The 23,572-nt window shown below is 34.8% G+C and carries 17 protein-coding genes; 12 read left to right on the top strand and 5 right to left on the bottom strand.

What is annotated here, in order from left to right; genetic code table 11:
* Positions 1-175: 175 nt before the first annotated feature.
* The gene (locus HM990_RS18855) at positions 176-535 is read right to left on the bottom strand and encodes a DUF202 domain-containing protein (RefSeq protein ID WP_229719318.1); all 360 of its coding nucleotides are present in this window, start codon (positions 533-535) and stop codon (positions 176-178) included.
* A 213-nt stretch (positions 536-748) separates the two neighbouring features.
* Between HM990_RS18855 and HM990_RS18850 the strand changes: the two genes are divergently transcribed.
* The 3 genes from HM990_RS18850 to HM990_RS18840 all read left to right on the top strand — a co-directional run bounded on the left by HM990_RS18850 (position 749) and on the right by HM990_RS18840 (position 5,175).
* Positions 749-1,609, top strand: coding sequence for an MBL fold metallo-hydrolase (locus HM990_RS18850; RefSeq protein WP_178991408.1), 861 nt, complete (start codon positions 749-751; stop codon positions 1,607-1,609).
* A 22-nt stretch (positions 1,610-1,631) separates the two neighbouring features.
* Complete coding sequence (locus HM990_RS18845) at positions 1,632-3,233, top strand: S8 family peptidase (protein WP_178991406.1); 1,602 nt, start codon at positions 1,632-1,634, stop codon at positions 3,231-3,233.
* A 142-nt stretch (positions 3,234-3,375) separates the two neighbouring features.
* On the top strand, positions 3,376-5,175 hold the full coding sequence (locus tag HM990_RS18840) for a M1 family metallopeptidase (RefSeq protein WP_178991404.1): 1,800 nt from the start codon (positions 3,376-3,378) through the stop codon (positions 5,173-5,175).
* Positions 5,176-5,258: 83 nt separating this feature from the next.
* On the opposite strand, the gene HM990_RS18835 is transcribed toward HM990_RS18840, so the two are convergent.
* Entirely contained in the window at positions 5,259-11,642 is a 6,384-nt protein-coding gene (locus tag HM990_RS18835) for a CUB domain-containing protein (RefSeq protein ID WP_178991402.1), read from the bottom strand.
* A 177-nt stretch (positions 11,643-11,819) separates the two neighbouring features.
* Here HM990_RS18835 and rnpA point away from each other — a divergent pair, with 177 nt between their 5' ends.
* The 3 genes from rnpA to HM990_RS18820 all read left to right on the top strand — a co-directional run bounded on the left by rnpA (position 11,820) and on the right by HM990_RS18820 (position 14,830).
* Positions 11,820-12,194: a ribonuclease P protein component gene (rnpA, locus tag HM990_RS18830; protein WP_178991400.1), complete on the top strand. Its 375-nt coding sequence runs from the start codon at positions 11,820-11,822 to the stop codon at positions 12,192-12,194.
* The gene (locus HM990_RS18825; RefSeq protein WP_178991398.1) at positions 12,194-13,828 is read left to right on the top strand and encodes a S41 family peptidase; all 1,635 of its coding nucleotides are present in this window, start codon (positions 12,194-12,196) and stop codon (positions 13,826-13,828) included. Before rnpA ends, HM990_RS18825 begins: the two co-directional genes overlap by 1 nt.
* A gap of 162 nt (positions 13,829-13,990) precedes the next feature.
* Entirely contained in the window at positions 13,991-14,830 is an 840-nt protein-coding gene (locus tag HM990_RS18820) for an OmpA family protein (RefSeq protein WP_178991396.1), read from the top strand.
* Between the two features lie 16 nt (positions 14,831-14,846).
* Here HM990_RS18820 and HM990_RS18815 read toward each other — a convergent pair whose 3' ends face one another.
* From HM990_RS18815 to rpiB, 3 genes are read right to left on the bottom strand one after another with little or no spacing between them, the layout of a single operon-like run.
* The gene (locus tag HM990_RS18815; protein WP_178991394.1) at positions 14,847-15,287 is read right to left on the bottom strand and encodes a GNAT family N-acetyltransferase; all 441 of its coding nucleotides are present in this window, start codon (positions 15,285-15,287) and stop codon (positions 14,847-14,849) included.
* Positions 15,288-15,317: 30 nt separating this feature from the next.
* The gene (locus tag HM990_RS18810; RefSeq protein WP_178991392.1) at positions 15,318-16,232 is read right to left on the bottom strand and encodes a cation diffusion facilitator family transporter; all 915 of its coding nucleotides are present in this window, start codon (positions 16,230-16,232) and stop codon (positions 15,318-15,320) included.
* Positions 16,233-16,256: 24 nt separating this feature from the next.
* Complete coding sequence (gene rpiB, locus HM990_RS18805; protein ID WP_178991390.1) at positions 16,257-16,691, bottom strand: ribose 5-phosphate isomerase B; 435 nt, start codon at positions 16,689-16,691, stop codon at positions 16,257-16,259.
* A 529-nt stretch (positions 16,692-17,220) separates the two neighbouring features.
* Here rpiB and HM990_RS18800 point away from each other — a divergent pair.
* From HM990_RS18800 to HM990_RS18775, 6 genes are all read left to right on the top strand, one after another.
* On the top strand, positions 17,221-18,669 hold the full coding sequence (locus tag HM990_RS18800; RefSeq protein WP_178991388.1) for a T9SS type A sorting domain-containing protein: 1,449 nt from the start codon (positions 17,221-17,223) through the stop codon (positions 18,667-18,669).
* A gap of 239 nt (positions 18,670-18,908) precedes the next feature.
* Entirely contained in the window at positions 18,909-21,143 is a 2,235-nt protein-coding gene (locus HM990_RS18795; RefSeq protein ID WP_178991386.1) for a ribonuclease R family protein, read from the top strand.
* Between the two features lie 296 nt (positions 21,144-21,439).
* Positions 21,440-21,739 carry a heavy metal-binding domain-containing protein gene (locus HM990_RS18790; protein WP_178991384.1) on the top strand — a complete coding sequence of 100 codons (300 nt, stop codon included), beginning with the start codon at positions 21,440-21,442 and terminating at the stop codon, positions 21,737-21,739.
* Between the two features lie 2 nt (positions 21,740-21,741).
* Positions 21,742-21,978 carry a hypothetical protein gene (locus tag HM990_RS18785; RefSeq protein ID WP_178991381.1) on the top strand — a complete coding sequence of 79 codons (237 nt, stop codon included), beginning with the start codon at positions 21,742-21,744 and terminating at the stop codon, positions 21,976-21,978.
* A 12-nt stretch (positions 21,979-21,990) separates the two neighbouring features.
* Positions 21,991-22,662, top strand: coding sequence for a head GIN domain-containing protein (locus HM990_RS18780; RefSeq protein ID WP_178991379.1), 672 nt, complete (start codon positions 21,991-21,993; stop codon positions 22,660-22,662).
* Positions 22,663-22,705: 43 nt separating this feature from the next.
* Positions 22,706-23,389: a LysE family translocator gene (locus HM990_RS18775; protein WP_178991377.1), complete on the top strand. Its 684-nt coding sequence runs from the start codon at positions 22,706-22,708 to the stop codon at positions 23,387-23,389.
* Positions 23,390-23,572: the final 183 nt, after the last annotated feature.

Here is a 23,572-nt window from a genome sequence, read left to right as displayed (position 1 = left end):
ACTTTTTGCGTGAAAATACTAAATTATACTTTTATAAAAGGCTTCAATTGAATTTATAGCACTACAAAGTATCGTTGTAAAAAGTTGAAATAATTATTTTAAGTGTTTTGAGGTTTAACTAACATGGAAATATTGCTGAATTAAAAAGCAAAATTTCATAAAACCTATATTATTGTTATTCATTTTTAGAGTCTTCTTTTTCTTCAGATTGATAATAAACACGTTTTAAGCTCTTTTTCAATATTGTAAAACGATAGACGCCTATTATAAAAAATATAACACTAAAAATTAGTGCCGTTAGTGCTAGATATTCAAAATTGGCAAACTCTTTTAATTGAAACAGGGCAATGGCGCCCAATAATAAATACAGAGACGAACGAATGTAAGACAAAAGCGTACGTTCATTAGCCAAACGTGTGCGCTCTATGGCCAAATAGTCTCTTAAAATAACTTCTTGATCAGGTTTAAAATCGCGACCAAAACGCAAGAGTTTTATCTTCTTTATTTTTAACGGTGACTTTACGATTCGTTTCATTGCTCATGCTTTTTATCTACCTAAAAGTAATTATTTTTTAGAACATGAAGGCATTTATGGGTTTCAGATTTTAACAAATACAAAACCTTCAAACGAATTTTATAGATAAGATAATGCCGTTCTTTTTTGTTAAAAATCCTCTAATTTATTGGGACTAACAACAATTAGTTTAAAGCTTTTAGTAATTTGCAAGACTTTTTAAAAATTTCGAAAATGCAGTTATATCCTATTCAATCTGGAAACTTTAAACTCGATGGTGGTGCCATGTTTGGCGTGGTACCGAAATCGCTATGGCAACGCACCAATCCTGCGGATAATAACAATATGATTGACATTGCGGCACGTTGTTTGTTAATCGAAGATGGCGATCGTCTCATTTTGATTGATACCGGAATGGGAAATAAACAAAGCGATAAATTTTATGGCTATTACTTTCTTTACGGAGATGATAGTATTGATAAATCTTTAGAATCGCACGGATTTCATCGAGATGATATTACAGATGTATTTATGACACATCTTCATTTTGACCATTGTGGAGGTAGTATTCAATGGAACAAAAACCGAACCGGTTACGAACCCGCCTTTAAAAACGCTCATTTTTGGAGCAATAAAGACCATTGGAAATGGGCAACAGAACCCAACCGAAGAGAAGCTGCGTCCTTCTTAAAAGAAAATATATTACCAATGGAAGAAAGTGGGCAATTGAAGTTTACGGACGTCCCTGAGCAACATATTTTAAAAAATTCAGCTTTAGGATTCGACATTTTCTTTGCCAATGGCCATACCGACAAACAGATGATTCCGATGATACAATACAAAGGTAAAACCATTTGTTTTATGGCCGATTTGCTACCAACCGTGGGCCATTTACCATTACCATTTGTGATGGGTTATGACACCAGACCATTATTAACACTCGATGAAAAAGAGTCGTTTCTGAATATGGCAGCTGATCAAAATTTTTATCTCTTTTTAGAGCATGATGCACACAACGAAATTATAACCGTTAAGCATACCGAAAAAGGAGTAAGGCTTAATGAAACCTTTACAACAAAAAACCTATTTAAATAAAGAATAAAAACAACAAGAAGAAATGAAATTAAATCAAAGATTAATAGCCTATCTCGTAGTTGCAGGTACATTATTTTTGGGATGTGGTAGCACTGGAGAAATTCTTTCTACTCCAATTGAAAATATAGATACATCACCTCTAAAAGTGACCGATTTAACAGATGCGGAAACCAAAAATTGGGGACATTTAGACCTTGTTAAAGACACTATTCCTGGAATGAGTGTGGATAAGGCTTATACTGAAATCATTAAAAACAAAAAAGGAGAAAAAGTCATCGTTGCCGTTATAGATTCTGGTATTGACATTGACCACGAAGATTTAGATGGCGTGATTTGGACCAATAAAGACGAAAAGCCCAACAACGGTATAGATGATGATAAAAATGGCTATGTAGATGATATGCATGGTTGGAATTTCTTAGGAGATGGTTATGACGAGCAACTGGAATACGTGCGTATTTTAGCTTCTGGAGATAAAACGAATCCAAATTATGAAGCTGCCAAAGCAAAATATGAAGAAGAATATCAATTGTGGATAAGTCGCAAAACGCAATACGATCAAATTGCTCAGGTGATCAATAAAGCAGATGAAACCTTAAGCCAACATCTTGGAAAAAAAGAGTATACCACTAAAGAGGTAAATGCTATAAAAACAGAAGATCAAAATCTGGCTCAAGCGGTTCAAATTGCTCAAAATGTAAATGCCAACGGTTCAAGTTTAGCAGAGGCTTCGGAAGAAATCAATGATATATTAGTACAAATTAATGAGCGTTTAAACTATAACTTAAACAAAGACTTTTCTGGTCGCAAAACTGGAGATGACATCAACGATTTATCTAATAAAGGTTATGGCAACGGCAACGTAAAACCCTTAAAAAAATCGGAATCCCATGGAACGCATGTTGCTGGTATTATTGCTGCAGAACGTAATAATGGAAAAGGAGCGAATGGTGTAGCAAACCACGTTGAAATAATGGCGATTAGAGCCGTACCAAATGGAGATGAGTACGATAAGGATATAGCGTTGGCCATTCGTTATGCCGTAGATAATGGTGCAAAAGTCATTAATGGGAGTTTCGGGAAATCATTTTCTCCTCATGCAGATTGGGTAAGAGATGCTATTAAGTATGCTTCTGATAATGATGTGGTATTTGTACATGCTGCTGGTAATGACGGTAAAAACATAGATTCAGAACCAAGTTTCCCAGATGATAATGTAAATTTTGCTGAAATTTCAAATACATACATCACAGTGGGTTCTTTAACTTCCAAATATGGATCTAAGATTGTTTCTGATTTTTCTAACTTCGGAAAAAATAATGTGGATGTTTTTGCTCCAGGTTCCGATATCTATTCTACTGTGCCAGAAAACGAGTATGAGTCAAATAGTGGTACGTCAATGGCGTCTCCTGCAGTTGCAGGTGTTGCCGCACTAATTCGCTCTTATTATCCTAAATTAACAGCGGCTCAGGTTAAACAAGTGATCATAGAATCTGGATTACCAATCGCAACCAAAGTCGTTGTGGGTGGAGATGCTTCTAATGTAATGGCTTTTTCAGATTTGTCTAAAACAGGACGAATAGTGAATGCTTATAATGCTTTAATAATGGCTTCGAAACTATAATAAATGGCTTTCATTCTTTAGGTTATTAAGAGATTAAGTTGTTTAGTGGTTTCTATATGACTGCCGATAACTTCATTTCTTTAAATACTAAAATAGCAGAGACAATTCTAATAACGATTTTAAGCAATTAAGAAAAAATTAAATGAAACATTTCACTATAAGCCTTTTATCTCTTTTAATTCTAGCCTCTTGTGGATCTACAAAACAGTCAACCAATACAAGCAAAGCATCTAATGTCTCTGATAATGGATACTGGCAACAGCACGTCGATTATGCCATGGAAATTGATATGGATGTCAATACCTATAAATATAAGGGTAAGCAAAAGTTGGTGTATACCAACAATTCTCCAGATGTATTAAACCGTGTGTACTATCATTTATATTTCAATGCTTTTCAACCTGGAAGCGAAATGGATGTGCGCTCGCTTACTATAAAAGATCCTAGTCCAAAAATTAGTGATCGCATTAGTAAATTACAACCAAACGAGATTGGTTATATTAAAGTGAATTCACTAAAACAAAACGGAACGATTATTTCTCATAAAACGGTCGGAACAGTTTTAGAAGTACAATTAAACAAACCTATTCAGCCAGGAGAAAAGGTCACATTCGATATGGATTTTGATGCGCAAGTGCCTATTCAAATTCGTCGTTCGGGTAGAAATAATAAAGAAGGTGTTGCCTTATCCATGTCACAATGGTACCCTAAATTAGCGGAATACGATGAAGAAGGTTGGCATGCAGATCCTTATATTTCAAGGGAGTTTCATGGAGTTTGGGGCGATTTTGATGTAAAATTAACGATTGATGAAGATTATGTTGTTGGTGGCACAGGCTATCTTCAAGGGGAACCTAAAGTAAAATCTGGAAAGAAAACCCTTCATTTTAAAGCACCAAGAGTGCATGATTTTACTTGGGCTGTGGATCCTGATTTTATTCACGATACCTTTCAAATGCCAAATGGTCCACTACTCCACTTTTACTATAAAAAAGATCTAGAACAACACTATTTGGACAATTGGAAAAAGTTACCATTAGAAGCCGCTATGTTAATGGATTTCTTTAATGAAAACATTGGACAATATCCTTATGATCAATATTCTGTAATCCAAGGTGGCGATGGTGGTATGGAATACGCTATGTGTACGCTTATTACCGGAAAGCGCAGCTATGGAAGTTTATTGGGTGTTACAGCACATGAGTTGGCACATACATGGTTTCAGTTTTTGTTAGCTTCAAATGAAACAAAACATGAATGGATGGATGAAGGCTTTACAAGTTATATTTCGGCGTTGGCCATGAACTCGCTTCGCAATGACAAAAAACCCAATCCGCTTGAAGGGTCATACAGAGGGTATTTAGCTTTGGCTAATTCTGGGGTTGAACAACCTTTAACCACGCACTCGGATCGCTATGAATTCAACCAAGTTTATAGTGCTGCAGCTTACAATAAAGGTGCTGTATTTTTAGCCCAATTAGGTTATGTGATTGGTAAGGACAATTTAAAGAAAACCATTAAAAAGTATTTTGATGATTTTTCTTTTAAACACCCTAAACCGTTCGATATAATTAGAACTGCTGAACGCATTACTGATTTTGAACTCGATTGGTATTTTATTGATTTTGCACAAACCACAAACACTATTGATTATGGTGTAAAATTGATCGAAGGAAAATCCGTTACTTTAGAGCGTATAGGTTTAATGCCAATGCCTATTGACCTTTCCGTAACCTACATAGATGGTACAACAGAAGATTTTTATATTCCTTTACAAATGATGCGTGGCGAAAAACCAACTTCTGCCACTATCATTAGTGATTGGGCTTGGGCAATGCCAACGTATTCTTTTGAGGCTAAAAAGGAGATTGAATCGGTTGAGATTGATGCTTCCAAAATGATGGCAGATGTAAATCGCGCTAATAATGAACTAACAAACTAAATTAGTAACATAACTTATTTTTAAACAAAAAGCGCAACTAAAATTGCGCTTTTTGTTTCCTATGAATCATTATAAGTATCGTTTTATTTCTTAATGACCTTGTAAATATTAAATCGTTGATGGGACCAAACTTTAACAACGTATGTTCCTGACTCCAATTGAGTCATATCTAGGCTGTTGTTATTTCCGTTTGATTTGATATCCATTATCTTCTGACCTAGCACAGAGTACACCTCTATAGACTCAACAATGGTAGTTGAATTAATATTTAATTCTGAAGTAACAGGGTTAGGAAATATATCAATACCTTCAAATTCATTGTCTTTTACATTTAAGCTTTCCCAAACAATGGTTTCTATATTAGACGCTTCAGATTCTCCTTCACTAAATACCGAAGTAATATGATAATCGTAAGTACCTGAATCCGTTAGCATATCAACGTAGGTTGTTTCGGTGGTTGACGTTAAGAATACATTATTTCGATAAATATTATATTCTAAAAACCCAAATGCTGCAGCGTTAATTACAATTTGCTCATTGGCATTGGGATTTATTTCTCCCGTACTTGATATATTACCAACGGTATAATTGATATAGTCTGTAGCTTCTATTTTATCAGCAAACCAACAGCCATTAGTTCCCATGGTGCCTTCCATATAATTTCCTGTTAAAGTACCCGTGTATTGAAAGCCACGAACATAAGTCCATGTAATCTGATTTTCTAATATTTCCCAAGTACCGGAACCACCAGATGCTGAATAAAACGTATAATCTTCATTAAACGTAGTTTCTACTTGATTATAGCTATTGGTACAATCGTGATCATAGTTTAATAACCAGTTTCCAACAAAATTTGTGGTCGTTCCCCAATCTAGAGTCACTTCCCCTTGCGATGCATCGGTAAGTTCCGCGACCAAATAGCTTGGAGACGTTATATCTAAGGTTGTAAAGGCTAATGGTCCTATCCAATTGCTATCGTCTTCGTCAGGATTTGCACCACAATTACCACGAATATAGACATCGTAAGTTGTCGCTAAATCGAGGGTTTCTAAAGCATAAGGATTTGTATTCGAAATTATAGTTGTGCCATTGCCTGGCATAAAACCGGTTGGTCCATATTCTATTTCCCATGCCATTTCACTACCACCTGCGATCCAACTTAAATCAGCTGAACTTAGAGTCACATTGTTTACTACAAAGTCCGATAAGTCAGGGCAAGAAATAGTTTCACAAACTACAGTAGCATCCCAACCGCTGCCAGTAACACTTCCGTCTGAAGTAAACCTAAACGTCAATGCTCCTGATGGATTATCGGCTGTAAAAGAACTTGGAATTGTTGAGCCATTATATTGACCGATGAAAGGTGCGTTAATGTCCAAGCCGTCATACACTCTTAAATAATCACAGCAGCTTTCTAATTGAAATGAATTAAAGATTACCGTTACACTATTATTACCATCAGATGGTGCAATAACCGTTGTAATATCCTCTCCATTTTGATAGTTCCCATTTGCACCACCTGAATCATAGAAATGATCTCCGTTACAAAAATCAGGTAAAGTGGTAAACGAAATTGGTCCTATCCAATTACTGGCGTCTTCTCCAGGATTTACACTACAGTTACCGCGAATATATACATCGAAAGTTGTTGAGGAATTTAATTCTGTTAACGCAAATTCTGGATTTAATGCATCAATAAAAGTCCCTGTTCCTTGGCTAAAACCTGTTAATCCGTATTCTATTTCCCATGATAATTCATTTCCTCCTGCTGTCCAACTTAAATCTGCTGAATTCTGAGTAATACCATCTACTACAATGTTAGTTACATCTGGACAGGTAATGGATTCACAAGTTACCGTTGCGTCCCAACCACTGCCTGTAACGCTTCCGTCTGAGGTAAATCTAAAGGTTAACGCTCCTGAAGGATTGTTTGATGTAAATGAATTAGGAATTGTTGTCCCGCCATATTGGCCTATTAAAGGTGCATTGTTATCCAAGCCATCATAAACCCACAAACGATCGCAACAGCTTTCTGTTTGAAATGAATTAAAGATAACCGTTACACTATTATTACCATCAGAAGGTGCAATAACTGTAGTGATATCTTCTCCATTTTGATAATTACCATTTACTCCACCTGAATCATAAAAATGATCACCACTGCAAAAATCTACTAAAGTGGTAAATGACACAGGACCTACCCAATGACTGTCATCTTCACCAGAGTTTGCACCGCAATTAGCCCTAATATATACATCATAATCAAACGAAGAGTTTAAACCCGATAAGGTGTAAGGGTTTGAATTTGTTGTTGTTGTATTTCCTGCACCAATGGTAAAACCAGAAATACCATACTCCAATTCCCAAGAGGTTTCACTTCCTCCAACTATCCAACTAAGATCTATACTATCTGCAGAAGGATTTGTCGCAACAAAATCTATTGGTTCTGGGCATGAAACCCATTCTACTGTTTCAATGTTAGAAGGTATTGATTCGCCTTCATCATAAACAGCCGTAACATAATAGTCATAAACTCCATAATCCGGTAAAGTGTCATTGTAGGCTGTTTCTGTAGTTGTTGTAAGAAGTTGAGCGTCCCTATATAAATTATATTCTATAAAAGATAATCCAGACACATTTACTTGGACCACTTGGTTCTCGTTAGAATTTGGTTGTCCAAAAACATCTAATGCTCCAGATGTATATGCTATTAAACCATCGGTATTGTTTTTTGTACCATACCAACAACCTCCTGCGTCGTTAGTTCCCACCACATAATCACCATTTCTAGTACCACTATACGAAAAACCACCAGGAAAAGTAAAAGTCAATTGATCACCTTCCAATACCCAAGTTCCCGAGTCGTTAAAATCTGGAAGTATAAAAGAACCATCGCCATTAAAAATAATTTCTGTTTGAAAATAGTTGTCTGCACAGTTAAAATCATAAAATAACATCCAGCTTCCTACAAAAGCGCTGGGTTCGCTCCAATTTAAGGTTACTTCACCAAGAGTCTCATCTGTCAATTCTGCTGTTAAATAGCCTGGAGCTTCTAAGCCTAAGGTCGAAAATGTTAAAGGTCCTACCCAGCTGCTATCATCTTCGCCAGGATTAGCACCACAATTACCTCTAAAATAGATATCGTAAGTTGTTTCAAAAGTTAAACCGTTTAAAGTCGTTGGATTAGTATTGGTATTAATAATCGTCCCCGTGCCTTGAGCAAAGCCTGTTAATCCATATTCTAGCTCCCAAATTGATTCATTTCCACTAGCTGTCCAGCTTACATCTGCCGAATTAAGTGTGATGTTATTTGCTATTAAATCGGTTGGATTAGGACAAGAAATAGATTGACATGTTACCGTTGCGTCCCATCCGCTGCGAGTAGCACTTCCATCGGAAGTAAACAAAAACGTTAAAGTTCCCGAAGGGTCTGATGAGGTAAAAGGGCCTGGATTTGCAGTTCCAGTAAATTGTCCTAAAATTGGTGCATTATTATCTGGTCCATCATATACATATAAGTAATCCCATCCGCTTTCTAATTCAAACGAATTGAAAACAACAGTTATACTATTATTTCCAGTAGAAGGAGCTATAACAGTCGTAATAAATTCTCCGTTTGAGTAATTTCCATCTAAACCACCTGAATCATAAAAATGATCTCCATTACAAAAATTAGCTGCCGTAGTAAAGCTTACTGGCCCTGTCCAATCACTATAATTTCCGCCGCCACATTCGGATCTTATATATAAATCATAAGATGTTAGCGAGTTTACACCATTGATCGTATATGGATTATTGGAGGTTGAAACACCGACACCTGTTGGTACATTTCCAATTTCAACCACTTCAATTTCCCATGAAGTGGCATTTCCATTTTCTATCCAACTGACTTCTGCAGAATCTGATAAAATATTAGTTAAAACAATATCACTAGGAGCAACACAAAATGTGATAAATTCATTTACGTTGGAATATGAACTTATTCCACAATCATTTACACTTCTCACGCGCCAATAATAAACGGTGTTATAATTTAAACCCAGTACATCATAAGAATTATTAAAAGTAGTTTCAGATAAGACCATGGAATTAAAACTAGCATCCAATGCTATTTCTATTTCGTAATTCGCAGCATTGACATCGTCTTGCCATGTAAAAGTTCCGTTAACATCTACCGCAGAAGCATTGTCCTCTGGAAATTGGAGTGTAGGGGCTGATAAATTATCATCATAAACTTCTAATGTAATGGTAATGTTCTTTTCTGCCGTATCCGAAGTTCCGTTTATGATTATATCATAGGAACCATTAGCTATAAGAGCTGTATTGGTTATTGTAACCTGTATAGTTGTATTATCGTCCATAGCGGAAGATTGACTAAAAGTTGCATTAGCTCCCGTTGGAAGGTTTAATGCTGAAAAAACAGTCGTTTCATCAAATTCTAAAAAGGTGTTATAGGTGAAATTATAAACGGCTTCATTTGGCTTACAGACCGCCAAGTTTGTCTCTGTAAAATTCATTACGAATTCAGATGCTTGTACTTCGAAATTAGAACTGTTAATCGCATAAAAGATATTGTTTGCGCCTCTAACCATAACCCTTGCATCAGTAGTCGTAGGTACGTTAGGAATATTTATAGTCTCTGAGCCATCATTCGCAATCGCAGTTGCTATGGTGTAAGGATACGTAAAACCTCCATCAACAGATAAGAGAATATCTACTTCGGTTGCATTTACAGGAGCGACGTTGGTATTAGCAACATCCCAAGTAATTGTAGCATTTTCGCCTACATTCCAAATGTCGTTTGTAGATTGGGAGGTTACAACGAAAGGGCCAGCAGTATCTGTTACGGTAACAGTCATTTCATCAGAAGCAGTTTGTCCGCCGTTTTGGTTATTATCTCTAACCGTAAGCACGAAATCCATCGTTCTACTTATTGAAGGTAGCATTTCCCATGTTGGCGTTAAATTACCATTTACCACATCAGCTATTTGTGGCATGTAACGGTCAGGACTTGAAACAGGTAGTTTTGATCGGAACATAGGTCCAAATTGCCTAGTTGGTTGTGGCGTGTCTGAACTAAACGGATTTTCAGGATCGTTTTCTTCCCAGCAAAATGATAACTGATCTCCATTAGAATCACTTCCTGTGCCCTCTAATATAAAGGCGGTTGACCTCGGAATCGTAAAATCGTTACCTGCGCTTACTATTGGAGCTATATTGGTTAATCCAATAATTTCTGCACAAAAACTATCGTTAATGGTCCATTGTGCCACATCTCTAATATCTACATAATTAAAATAATCATCTGGAGCATCCTGAACACTTGGTGAACAAATTCCAGCATATCCCATAATTGAACTACCGCTTCCTGGTTCTACCTCCTGAAGTCCATTTGAGCTTCTACAATTTGAGGTACTTTGAACATGCCAACCACCAAATTGGTGTCCAAACTCATGACTGGCAATTAAGTTGAAATGGTCTGAACTAGGATCACTATGTACAGTATATGCGCTTCCCTTAGCGCCTGGTGTGCACACGCAGGCAATACAACCAGCATTTCCGTAAATAGAACCTTCATAAGCAAATAAATGGCCTACATCATAATTAGAATCGCCAATAGTGGCATCTATTGTATTTTGAATTACAGAATTATCGACATTATAAGGGTCTGTTGGACTATCCAAGAAAATGATGTCATCATTATTTGAAATCAATTGCATCGTTACTCCAAAATCCCGTTCAAAAATCCCATTGATTCTTGTTAGGGATAGGTTTAATGCTGCTATAACTTTTTCCTTGCGCTCTTCATCCGTTGTTTCAGTACCATCAAGAAAGAATTGTGAATATTCACTTGTGGTTGATATAGCTGCTCTGTATCGTCTTAAGTTACTATCATTTGCATTTCTATTGTCTAATCTGGAAGACGTAATTGCTCTTCTTGCAGATTCTATAGTAGCACATTCAAAATCTGAACTGGTAGTATTTAATTCATCTCTTGAAAAAACCGCATATATTCCATTTGTATTATCTAAAGACCCAATAAGTGTTGTAGGCCTATTTAGATTTAAAATTGAAGCATTTAGTCCTAACGATGGCGAATAGCTAATACGCGCGGTTGCACCATTATCTAGTCCTTTTCCGATATAAGATTTTATTTCGGGGAATTTTGCTTCTAATTCTGGATGAAGGTTAGAAGCTTCAAAGAGTTGATATCTTTCTAAAACTCCATTTTCATTAGGCAAAGAAATTACAATCTGAGATTGTTTTTGTAATAAGCGATCAGGAGCTTTTGCAAAATCTTTTAGCAACGATGCTGTATTTAAAGTAAATTCCGCATATTCCGAAGGTATCTCAGAATTTGAAATATTAGTCTGCTTTATTTCGGATTGAAACCAATATAAATTTTGTGCGTTTACATTTATAAATAATACTATAAATACTAAAAAAGTGAAGTAATTTTTAGCCATATGGAGTTAAAATGTTAGGAAAATTGCGGTTTAGTTGTCAACCAAATATAGATTCTTTTGAAAAAAAATTCTTTCAAAAGCCTATTTTTAGATGAAATGACTTTATTTAGAGATTATGTACATAAATCACTATCAAATAGATGAGGTTTTCTATTTTTACCAATCGAAATTCCACTCATGAACTTCAAATATTCAAAAAAAGATAAACTAAAAAGCAAGAAGCTAATTGAACAGCTCTTTACAGAAGGAAAAGTAGTAACAGCTTATCCGCTCAGATTAGTATATTTTAAAACCGAATTCGAAGATGGTTCACAACTCAAAACAGGCGTTTCCGTAAGCAAGCGGTTGCACAAAACTGCGGTTTCTAGAAATCGGATAAAACGTTTGCTTCGTGAAGCATATAGACTAAATAAACCACAATATTTTAACAATAGTTCTTCTTCTTTTGCGTTTATGATTTTGTACCTTAGTAAAGATGGTACAACTTTTGATAAACTAGATACTAGTATGAAATTGTTGTTTCGGAAATTTATCGACAAAACCGCTGACTAATGAAAAACCTGCTACATAAAAAATTACTAATTCCAGCCTTGGCCATACTCATCTTTTTTAGCACCACAGCTTTTAAAAATGACTTTTTTGAAATCGCCAAGCAAATAGAAATCTTCACAACATTGTTCAAGGAAATCAACATGAACTATGTTGATGATACCAATCCAGGTGACCTCATGGATACGGCTATTAAAAGTATGTTAGACGATTTAGATCCTTACACGCAATTTTATAACGAACAGGATGTAGAAGCTTCTAGAATCAATAACGCTGGTGATTATACTGGTATTGGAGCAAGGGTTTTAACTTTAAAAAACAAATTGGTTATCGTAGAACCTTACCAAAATTATGCCGCTGATAAAGCCGGACTTAAAGCTGGTGACGAAATCATAAAAGTAGATAATGTTACCGTTGCTGACTTTAAAGATGATGCCGCCAACTTATTACAAGGAGCCGCTGGTACAGAGGTTTCCATAACCTATAAGCGTCAAGGCAAAATCAAAACGGTAAAGATTATTAGAGAATCCTTAGAAATAAAAGCGGTACCACACTACTCTATGGTCGATGATAAAACGGGTTATGTAGTGCTTAGAAAATTTAATGACAAAGCCTCTTCTCAAACTATCAGAGCCATTAAAGCCTTAAAAAATGAAGGCGCCACTCAATTAATTTTAGATCTCAGGGGAAATCCTGGAGGTTTACTTCATGAAGCGGTCAATGTAACCAATATCTTTGTACCCAAAGATCAATTGGTTGTAACAACCAAATCTAAAGTAAAGAAATACAACAAAACTTATTATACCCAACGTGAAGCTATTGATACCGAAATTCCACTAGTTGTTTTAATAGATGGTAGCAGTGCTTCAGCGAGTGAAATTGTTTCTGGTGCTTTGCAAGATATGGATCGTGCTGTTGTCGTCGGAACAAGAAGCTTCGGAAAAGGTTTGGTGCAACGACCAAAACCTTTAACTTATGGGACCCAAATGAAGATTACCATTTCAAGATATTATACGCCGTCTGGCCGTTGTATTCAGGCATTGGATTATTGGAATCGTGATGAAAATGGAAAAGCTACAAGAACCCGACAAGAAAATTATAATGCCTTTAAAACCAGAAGTGGACGCGATGTATATGATGGTGGAGGTGTACAGCCAGATATTGAAGTCGAATTTGCCAAGCAAACTCCAATTACTAAAGCCATATCGAATGAAAATTTAGTATTTAACTTTTCAACAGATTATTATTACAATCATAAAGTTGAAGATTTACAAAGTTTTGAATTGTCGGATGCTGAATTTAAAAAATTTAAAAATTATGTAAAAACCAGTGGTTTTAGTTTTGAAACCAAAACCGAAAAAGCCTTAACAAATGCCATTAAGGTTGCAAAAGAAGAAGAACTAGATGCTGTTATTTCGTCAGAATACAAAGATTTAACCGAGGCTTTACAGTCTTATAAGTCCAATGCTATTGACGAAAATAAAACGCAATTAAAATCATTGCTAACTGATGAAATTATTAAGCGTTATTTCTACAGTGAAGGTTTATATACCTATTATACGGCTCATAATGCTGAAATAAAAAAGGCCTTGAATATTATTAATAATCCTACTCAGTACGCGAGTATTTTGAGATAGAACTTATTTTTTTCTATATTTAGCCTCATAAATGTTTTCAGTAAGTAGTAAAATTATATTAAAAACATAACCGACATAATTATATTAATTTTCTCAATTTTTTTAAATTAATAGCATTATTAAAGTTTACATGTGACAGATGGCAACAATATAAAATAACACATGAAACCCCTAATTGTCTTTTTATGCCTTTGTTTTCAGCTCTCTTTCTCTCAAAAAGAACTGAAACACGAAGTCTATTTTGAAACCGATCAGCACGATATTCCCGAAACTGAGCATAGTCGATTATTGCTCTTTTTATCTAAAATTGAAGATATAGATATTGGAAAAATTTCCATATACGGCTTCACAGATGATAGAGGAAGCGATAACTATAATTTGGTTTTATCCCAGAACCGAGCTGATGCCATAAAAGAGGTTTTTTCGAATAATGAGTTTGACGAATCCGTAATTACCAATGTGGACGGGAAGGGTAAAATTTTAGTCAATATTGTTCATGAAGAAAATCTTAGTAAAATTCGCGGACTAAACCGTAAAGTTGAAATTATAGTCACGCCTGTTTTTCCACCAAAACCCAAAGAAGAAAAAAAGGAAACACTAGAAGCTGCTGATATATTAAAAGGCGATCTAAAGGAAGGTGACAAAATTTTACTCGAAAATCTACTGTTTAGAACAGGCTATAGTTATTTAACAAAAGATTCTAAGAAGGTACTGGATAAAATAGCAGAAGTTCTGGCAGAACGTACTAATATTTATTTTACAATTGAAGGCCATGTGTGCTGCACGCAAGGAAATAGAGATGCTGTGGACCGTAAAACAAAAAAGCGAAACCTTTCCGTGGCGAGAGCAAAATATGTCTATGATTATCTCGAGAAAAAAGGGGTTAAACATTACCGAATGAAATTTGTCGGTATGCGAAGAAAAGAACCACTTGGTGGTAAACCAGAATTAGATAGACGTGTGGAAATCTTAGTGACTCGAATTTATGATAAAGAAAAATAATCTGAATACTATCTAATTAACGCAACATTGAAATATGCGGAATGCCATCTTCTAAGTACGCCTCTCCTACTTCAATAAATCCAAGATTATTGTAAAACTTTTTTAAATAACACTGTGCAGAAATTTTAATTTCAGTTTCGTTATAATGTGTTTTAATGGCCTCTATTGAAGCGTTCATAATAGTATTACCATATTTGAATTTTCGTTCATGAGACCTAACCACTACTCTACCAATACTTGCTTTTTCAAAATAGTCGCCAGGTTTAAATAGTCTGGTGTAAGCCACTAATTTTTGTCCGCTATATCCTAAGACATGAAGTGCTTTTTGGTCTTTTCCATCAACATCTTGGTATACACAATCTTGTTCTACCACAAATACCTCACTTCTTAGCTGAAGTAAATCGTAGAGTTGTTGTAATGTTAATTCTTGAAAAGTTTTTACTTTTATATCTACCATTATAAATAATTCAAAAATAGTCTTCTTGTATTAATCTTGTACAATCACGTCTTTAGCATCAATTTTGCTAAATTCTGGTTGAATATTTACATGATTGATATCGTAATTATGAAATATAAAGTCTTCAATTTCTGTCAGAATAACATCAAATTCTGATAATGAAATATCTTTTTCAAAATCAATGTGCGCTTCAAAATGAATTTCTTCTTCATTCAATTGCCAAACATGAACATGATGTACATTTTTAATGGATTCAAAGCTATTCAATTTATTTACAATTTGATCCACTGGAATAGTGTCTGGGGTAAATAACATAAGCACTTTTGTAGATGATCTTAATAAATCGAATCCCATCCAAATTAAATAAATAGCGATAACAAAGGTCAATACACTGTCTATCGACCAAATTTGATAAAATTTCATAAGTAACCCACCAATCAAAACGGCTACACTTGCCATCATATCAGTCAATAGATGCAGGTAAGCGCTTTTCATGTTCATATTATCTTCTGCATTATTTTTCAATAATAACACACTAAAACCATTGCCTAAAATAGCAACAGCAGACAACCAAATCACTAAATTAGATTCAATTTGTTGTGGATCCTGAAAACGTTCTACAGCTTCAATAATGAGAAGAACCGCAACAACAATTAAAGTGGCTGCATTGATAAAAGCCGCCAAAATTTCAGCGCGTTTATAACCAAAAGTCCGTTTTAAAGACGCTTTTCGTTTTACTAATTTATTAGCAACATAACTTATGACTAAAGAGACTACATCACTAAAATTATGAAGTGCATCACTCAACAAAGCTAAGCTACCAGACAATAAACCACCAATAATCTGTGCCACGGTTATAGCAACATTCAGAAATATTGAAATTAAGAGATTACGGCCATTTAGATCGTTACTATGGGAATGATTATGATCGTGTGAATGTCCCATTTTATATCAATTTAAAATTGATACCTAACATGCTAATGGAATCTTATCTACACGATTTTGATGACGACCGCCTTCAAATTTAGTTGTTAGAAAAGTATCTACCATTTTAATGGCTTGTGGTATAGAAGTAAATCGTGCTGGAATACAGATAATATTAGCATTATTATGCAGACGTGTCAGCTCTGTAATCTCATTTGTCCAACACACACCAGCTCTTACATGTTGATATTTATTAGCTGTCATTGCTACACCATTAGCACTACCACAAATTAGAATTCCGAAATCCACTTTTTTAGCTTCCACATCTTTAGCTACAGGATGCACAAAATCTGGATAATCCACGCTATCTAAAGTATCGGTTCCGTAATTGTTAATCGTGTAACCTTTGTCTTCCAAATGTTTTACGATGGCAAACTTATAATCTGGTCCTGCGTGGTCGTTTCCTATTGAGATATTCATTTTTTAATTATTTAACTTTTATAAACACAAAGTTACAAATAATAAAAGTCGGTTAATAGAATCACTCATTACTTGTTAATAAGTGTTCACAACTCTTTAAAACTAAAATTAGGTTTATCCAGTTATTTTTCCAAACCAAAATACAGACGAGATAACCTAATTAGTTAGCTATTTTTTTCAAGTGAGTTATTAAGTATCATTTATAGAGAAGTGAACAGTTTTTTTCTAAAAACATATCAGTCATTTATATTAACATCGGTTATCAACAGCTGTTAATAGCTTTTTGATTTAGCTTTAAAATGAAGTACTTAAATGTAAAATTAATGTTAACTAAACTATAGTAAAATGTAAACTACGAGTAATCAAAAGAAAAAACAATAAAGTTATAGGCACTATTAACAGACTATAATAACCATCATTTTATTTTTTAAATTTTAAAAGAAAAATGATAATATGTATATATGTGTTGATAAGTCTAAAATTCTAATCAAAAATATATTAGTTTATCTTTGTAATAAACTACTTTATTATGAAAAATTTAATTTTCTTCTTTTTAATCCTTCCTTTTATTTCATTCTCTCAAACACAGATAGGAGCAGATATAGATGGAGAGGCAGAACGTGATTTTAGTGGAGAAAGCGTAAGTTTATCCAGTGATGGAAGTATTGTGGCTATTGGTGCAGGAGGTAATGATGGAAATGGAAGCTTATCAGGACATGTGCGGGTTTACGAGAACCAATCAGGTAGTTGGGTACAAGTAGGCTCAGATATAGATGGTGAGGAAGCAAACAATATAAGTGGATGGAGAATAAGCTTATCGAGTGATGGCAGTAATGTTGCTATTGGAGCAACATGGAATGATGGAAATGGAAGTAATTCAGGTCATGTGCGGGTTTACGAAAACCAATCAGGTAGTTGGATACAAGTAGGCTCAGATATAGATGGTGAGGAAGCAGGTGATGGCAGTGGAGGAAGTTTAAGTTTATCGAGTGATGGTAGTATTTTGGCTATTGGAGCAGTAGGTAACAATGGAAATGGAATTAGTTCAGGTCATGTGCGGGTTTATGAGAAGCAATCAGGTAGTTGGGTACAATTAGGCTCAGATATAGAAGGAGGGCAAGCAGGTGATGGTTGTGGAAATAGCGTAAGTTTATCGAGCGATGGAAATATCGTGGCTATTGGAAGTTTATCAGGTCATGTACGGGTTTATGAAAACCAATCTGGTAATTGGGTTATAGTAGGCTTAAATATCGATGGAGAAGAAGCAAGTGATAGCATGGGAACAAACGTAAGTTTATCGAGTGATGGCAGTGTTGTGGCTATTGGTGCTGGAAGTAATGATGGAAATGGAATTAGTTCAGGTCATGTGCGGGTTTACGAGAACCAATCAGATAGTTGGGTACAAGTAGGCTCAGATATAGATGGTGAGGAAGCAGAGGATTTTAGTGGAGAAAGCGTAAGTCTTTCCAGTGATGGAAGTATTGTGGCTATTGGAGCACGAGGTAATGATGGAAATGGAAGCTTATCAGGACATGTGCGGGTTTACAAGAACCAATCAGGTAGTTGGGTACAAATAGGCTCAGATATAGATGGTGAGGAAGCAGGTGATAGCAGTGGAGGAAGCGTAAGCTTATCCAGTGATGGCAGTATTGTGGCTATTGGAGCAAGATCTAGTGATGATAATGGAATTGCCTCTGGTCATGTAAGGGTTTACGATTTATCAGATGTATTGTCAACAGAAGAGCGATCACTTAAAAAAAACTTTAATTTATATCCAAACCCAACAAAAAAAAAATTGACAATTCAATTAGAAAATAATTTGGAATTAAAAAACGTAAACATCTTTAATAACTTAGGACAGTTAGTTTTAACCTCTAAAGAAACGACTATAGATTCTTCAATATTTTCAAAAGGTTTATACGTTGTAGAAATAGAAACCAATAAAGGAAAAGCTTCTAAAAAGCTAATCGTAAAATAGTTTTAGCAACTAATTTAATATGCAAAAGTACTGTAAATTTTACAGTGCTTTTGCATTAATTTAACGGTAACTAAACACTATTTCATTTTAATAACGTAACTTTGCACCAAACTTAATAACCTCTCTTCGCCTTAATTAAGTTTAAAAATGTCATTGCGAGCGCAGCGTGGCAATCTCACTTTAAGAGATTCTTCGTTTCATTCCGAATGACAATTACATTCAATAAGATTACAAATTAAATGACAAAAAAGAAAAAAAGGAAATCATCAAACAATAAGATTTCCAACCTCACAAATACAATTCTTGGTATTTTAAAAAAAGATAGAAACCAAACTTACAACTATAAACAAATTGCAGCAAAACTAGGCGTCAACGATGCCAGTAGTCGCAATCAGATTATAAAAAAACTACAACAGCTTAAAGCAAAACAAGAGATTGAAGAAGTAGATCGTGGTAAATTTAAAGCCATCGTAAATACCGAATATCATACAGGTATTTTAGATTTAGCTTCAAAAGGAAATGGTTATATAATTTCAGACGATTTTGAAGAAGATATCTTCATTGCTTCAAACAACATTAATAAAGCTTTAAATGGTGACGAAGTAGAATTCTACGCCTATAAAAGAAAGCATAGAGGGAAACAAGAAGGAGAAATTACCAATATTATTAAACGTGCAAAAACGGAATATGTTGGAACCATTCAAATTCATGAGAAAAAGAACTTTGCCTTTGTGGTAGTGGATAGCAACAAAATGTACACCGATATTTTTGTACCTATCAATAAAACCATGAAAGCCGAAGATGGTTATAAAGTGTTGGTAGCTTTGGAAGATTGGCCAGAAAAAGCTGATTCGCCCAATGGTAAAGTAATTGAGGTTTTAGGAAAACCAGGAGAACACAGTACGGAAATCCATGCAATTTTAGCAGAATATGGTTTACCAAGCGAATTTCCTCAAGAAGTTGAAGCTTTCGCCAATAAAATAGATACGTCAATTAAGGCTGAAGAAATAGCCAAGCGACGAGACATGCGTAAAGATTTAACCTTTACCATAGATCCAAAAGATGCCAAGGATTTTGATGATGCCTTATCCTTTAAAATTTTAGATAACGGCTTATATGAAATAGGAATTCATATCGCAGATGTTTCCCACTATTTACAACCAGGAACAGTTTTGGACGATGAAGCTTACGAACGCGCCACCTCTATTTATTTAGTAGACAGAGTTGTACCAATGTTACCAGAGGTGTTGTCAAATGGCGCCTGTTCATTACGTCCACATGAAGAAAAATATACCTTTTCTGCCGTGTTTCAGATGAATGATAAATGCGAAATTAAAAAGGAATGGTTCGGAAGAACAGCAACCTATTCTGATGCCCGTTTTGCTTATGAAGAAGCACAGGCAATTATAGAGCGCAATGTCAAACTCAGCGCAGTGGAAGCGCAAAAGAACCCAGAAAAAATTGATACTACAATTCCATCTGAAGTTTCTTTAACCGAACAACAATACAAAACCTCAAATGATATTGCTTTTGCCGTATTAAAAATGAATGATCTTGCCAAAAAAATGCGTTCTAGGCGAATGCGAGAAGGTGCGATTTCTTTTGATAAAGTGGAAGTGAAATTCGATCTGGACGAAGAAGCAAATCCAGTTGGTGTATTCTTTAAGACCAGTAAGGATGCTAATAAATTGATAGAGGAATTCATGTTGTTGGCCAACAGAAAGGTTTCAGAATTTGTCGGAAAACAAAAGAAAACCTTCGTTTATCGTGTACATGATGAACCAGACGAAGCCAAATTAGCACAATTGCAAACCGTTGTGGCCCGTTTTGGACATAAATTAAATTTTAAAGATAAAGGTGGTATCGCTTCGTCTTTAAATAATTTACTAAAAGATGTGGTTGGAAAAAAAGAACAAAATTTAGTGGATACGCTGACGATTAGAACCATGTCTAAAGCCGAATATACCACACACAATATTGGGCATTATGGTTTAGCATTCGACTATTACAGTCACTTTACCTCGCCAATCCGTCGTTATCCAGATGTGATGGCGCATCGCTTATTACAACGTTATTTGGATGGTGAAAAATCCGCTAACGAAGAGATTTACGAAGAGAAATGCAAGCATTCAAGTAACATGGAATATTTAGCGACTAAAGCCGAACGTGATTCGATTAAATACATGCAGATTCGTTTTATGCAAGATCATCAAGACGAAGAGTTTATGGGTGTTATTTCTGGAGTTACAGATTGGGGAATTTATATAGAAATTATTTCCAATAAATGTGAAGGCATGGTCAGTGTGCGGGATATGAAAGATGATCATTACCAGTTTGACCAAGACCAGTATGCTATGATTGGTAAAAAATCAGGAACTATGTATCAACTTGGGGATGAAGTTATTGTAAAAGTTAAAAATGCAGATTTAACGAAGAAGCATTTGGATTTTTATATGGTCGGAAAACCGGATTAGTTTACGGTCGCAGCCTGCCCGTACCGAAAAGGCACGTTCGGGCGGGTCTCAGTTTTCAGTAAAAAAAAGTGATAAGAATTTCACTAATAATCACTAATCGTTTTTGATCAAATTTGTATTTGTGCTAATTCGTGAAATTCGTGTAAAAAATGTATTTAGAATGAAAGAATTCATTTTACAAATGGATTTTTTTTTAGTTTTACATTGACATTAGTTCATTTCAAAAATCAATAAATCATTTTCACATTTATATCCATGAAAATCTGTGTAATCTTTGTGAAAAAAGGAATATCAATATGATCCTAACAACAACCAATTCCATAGAAAACCATAACATCATAAATTACTTAGGTATAGTTACAGGTGTCGCAATCAATAAAGAAACTGTTGCTATGGGTTTTAGTACTTCAAAATATTATACCAAATTGCAAAATAGTATAGAAGCTGTAAAGGAAGAAGCATTTCAAACCTTACAAAATAATGCAGCAAATTTAAAAGCAAATGCGATAGTTGGCATTAAAGTTGAAATCGAACTTACAACCAGTAATTATGCCATGGTTTCCGTAACAGGAACAGCAGTAAAAGTATCCGTATAATAATGAAGACAAGCACAAAAGCAGGTTTATACGTTTTCTTAATATTTGGCGTTACTTATCTAGTCGTAAGATTCGGAATTCAAATGGTATTTAAGGATATCAATATCTACGTATTAACGGCAATTTCGGCCATTATTACTGTAATTTTATCACCACAAAGACGCATTGTTAAGAAACAATCAGGCGACGAAATTCAACTCAAATGGTTGTTCAGTAAAAAAGTAATTACTTTAAAATAAAGAATTATAAACATGAAATATTTAATATTATTAATAGCATTGACTTTGGGTTATAATGGTAATGCCCAAGAATCCATTGAAAAAAAGCTTGGCGAATTTGAAACGGTAAAAGTGTTTGATTTGATTCACGTTAAAATGGTATCTTCTGATGAAAATAAAGTCATCATTTCCGGCGAAAACACTAAAAATGTTGAAGTTGTAAATAACAACGGCACCCTCAAAATAAGAATGACTTTAAAAGAAATTTTTGATGGAAATCATACTACAGTAACACTGTATTACGTCAATGTAGATGTCATTGATGCCAACGAAGGAGCCAATATTACCGTAAATGACGTGATTAAACAATACGAAATAGATTTAAGTGTGCAAGAAGGAGGAGAAATTACGGCAGATTTAGAAACGACTTATGCAAATTTTAAAGCTGTAACTGGAGGGTCTATCCATGTTACTGGAAGCTCAAAAAATCAGGATATTTCTATTTATACAGGTGGTGTTTTTAATGGTAGAGACTTTATTACCGAAAAAGCAGAAGTTAGTATTAATGCTGCTGGAGAAGCAAAAGTAAATGCTACCGAAACAGTGATTGCCAAAGTTAAAGCTGGTGGAACGGTATATATTTACGGTAATCCAGAGCAAATTGATGAGAGCACCATACTAGGTGGAAAAATAAAACGTATGTAAACTCGGCTTAGTTTCTTACATTTGTGTAAACAGTAGTTTATACATGTTAGATGATATCTTAACAGCGATTCCGTTCGGAATTATTTTAGCTTTTACCATTGGTCCTGTTTTTTTTGTGTTATTGGAAACAGGTGCGACCAAAGGTTTTACTAGTGCTGTTATATTCGATTTGGGTGTTATTTTCGCCGACATTGTTTTTATCTTTGTCATCTTTTTAAGTACAGACACGCTTTTAGATAAAATAAAGGACGATCCGAAACTACTGGTTTTTGGTGGTGTTTTACTCATTGTGTATGGGCTTATTAGCTTTATAAAAACCTCAAAATCATTCCGTTCTATTGTTAGGGAACATCATAGCATAGAATTGCCAAAAAAAGACTACGGAAAACTTTTTGTAAAAGGATTTCTACTCAATTTTATCAACATTGGTGTACTCTTAGGCTGGTTGGGTTTTATAGTTATAGGAACATCCATTACAAACTCAGAAAATGGTGTACTCATCTTTATTTCAACGATGCTCATTTCCTACTTCCTAACTGATTTAGTAAAAATTGCCGCCGCAAAACGCTTACGAAGCAAATTGACACCAAGACGTATTTTTAAGACCAAGAAAATAGTGGCTTTAGTAATTTTGATTTTTGGTATTTTTCTATTGGTTCAAGGTCTTTTTCCTACGGTTTATGAAAAAAGTATTGAACAAATTGAACGGGTTAATCCTATTGATTAAATCACAAGAAATAAAAATCCCTGAGCATAAGTTGAAAGTTTGTCAAGGTGTCGAACGTTGCGAATTTTAAAGAGAATTGCTCTAGCTGGATTAAGGCTTTAATTAATTTTTTATCAATAATAAACTTCTAAATTTTCTGATAGGCTATTGAGGCGTAAAATTCATGTCTGATTCAAACGGTGT

Source organism: Winogradskyella schleiferi (assembly GCF_013394655.1).
Taxonomy (GTDB): domain Bacteria; phylum Bacteroidota; class Bacteroidia; order Flavobacteriales; family Flavobacteriaceae; genus Winogradskyella; species Winogradskyella schleiferi.
The sequence above is the reverse complement of the archived record's forward strand: the minus strand, read 5'-3'. Positions and strand labels throughout refer to the sequence as shown.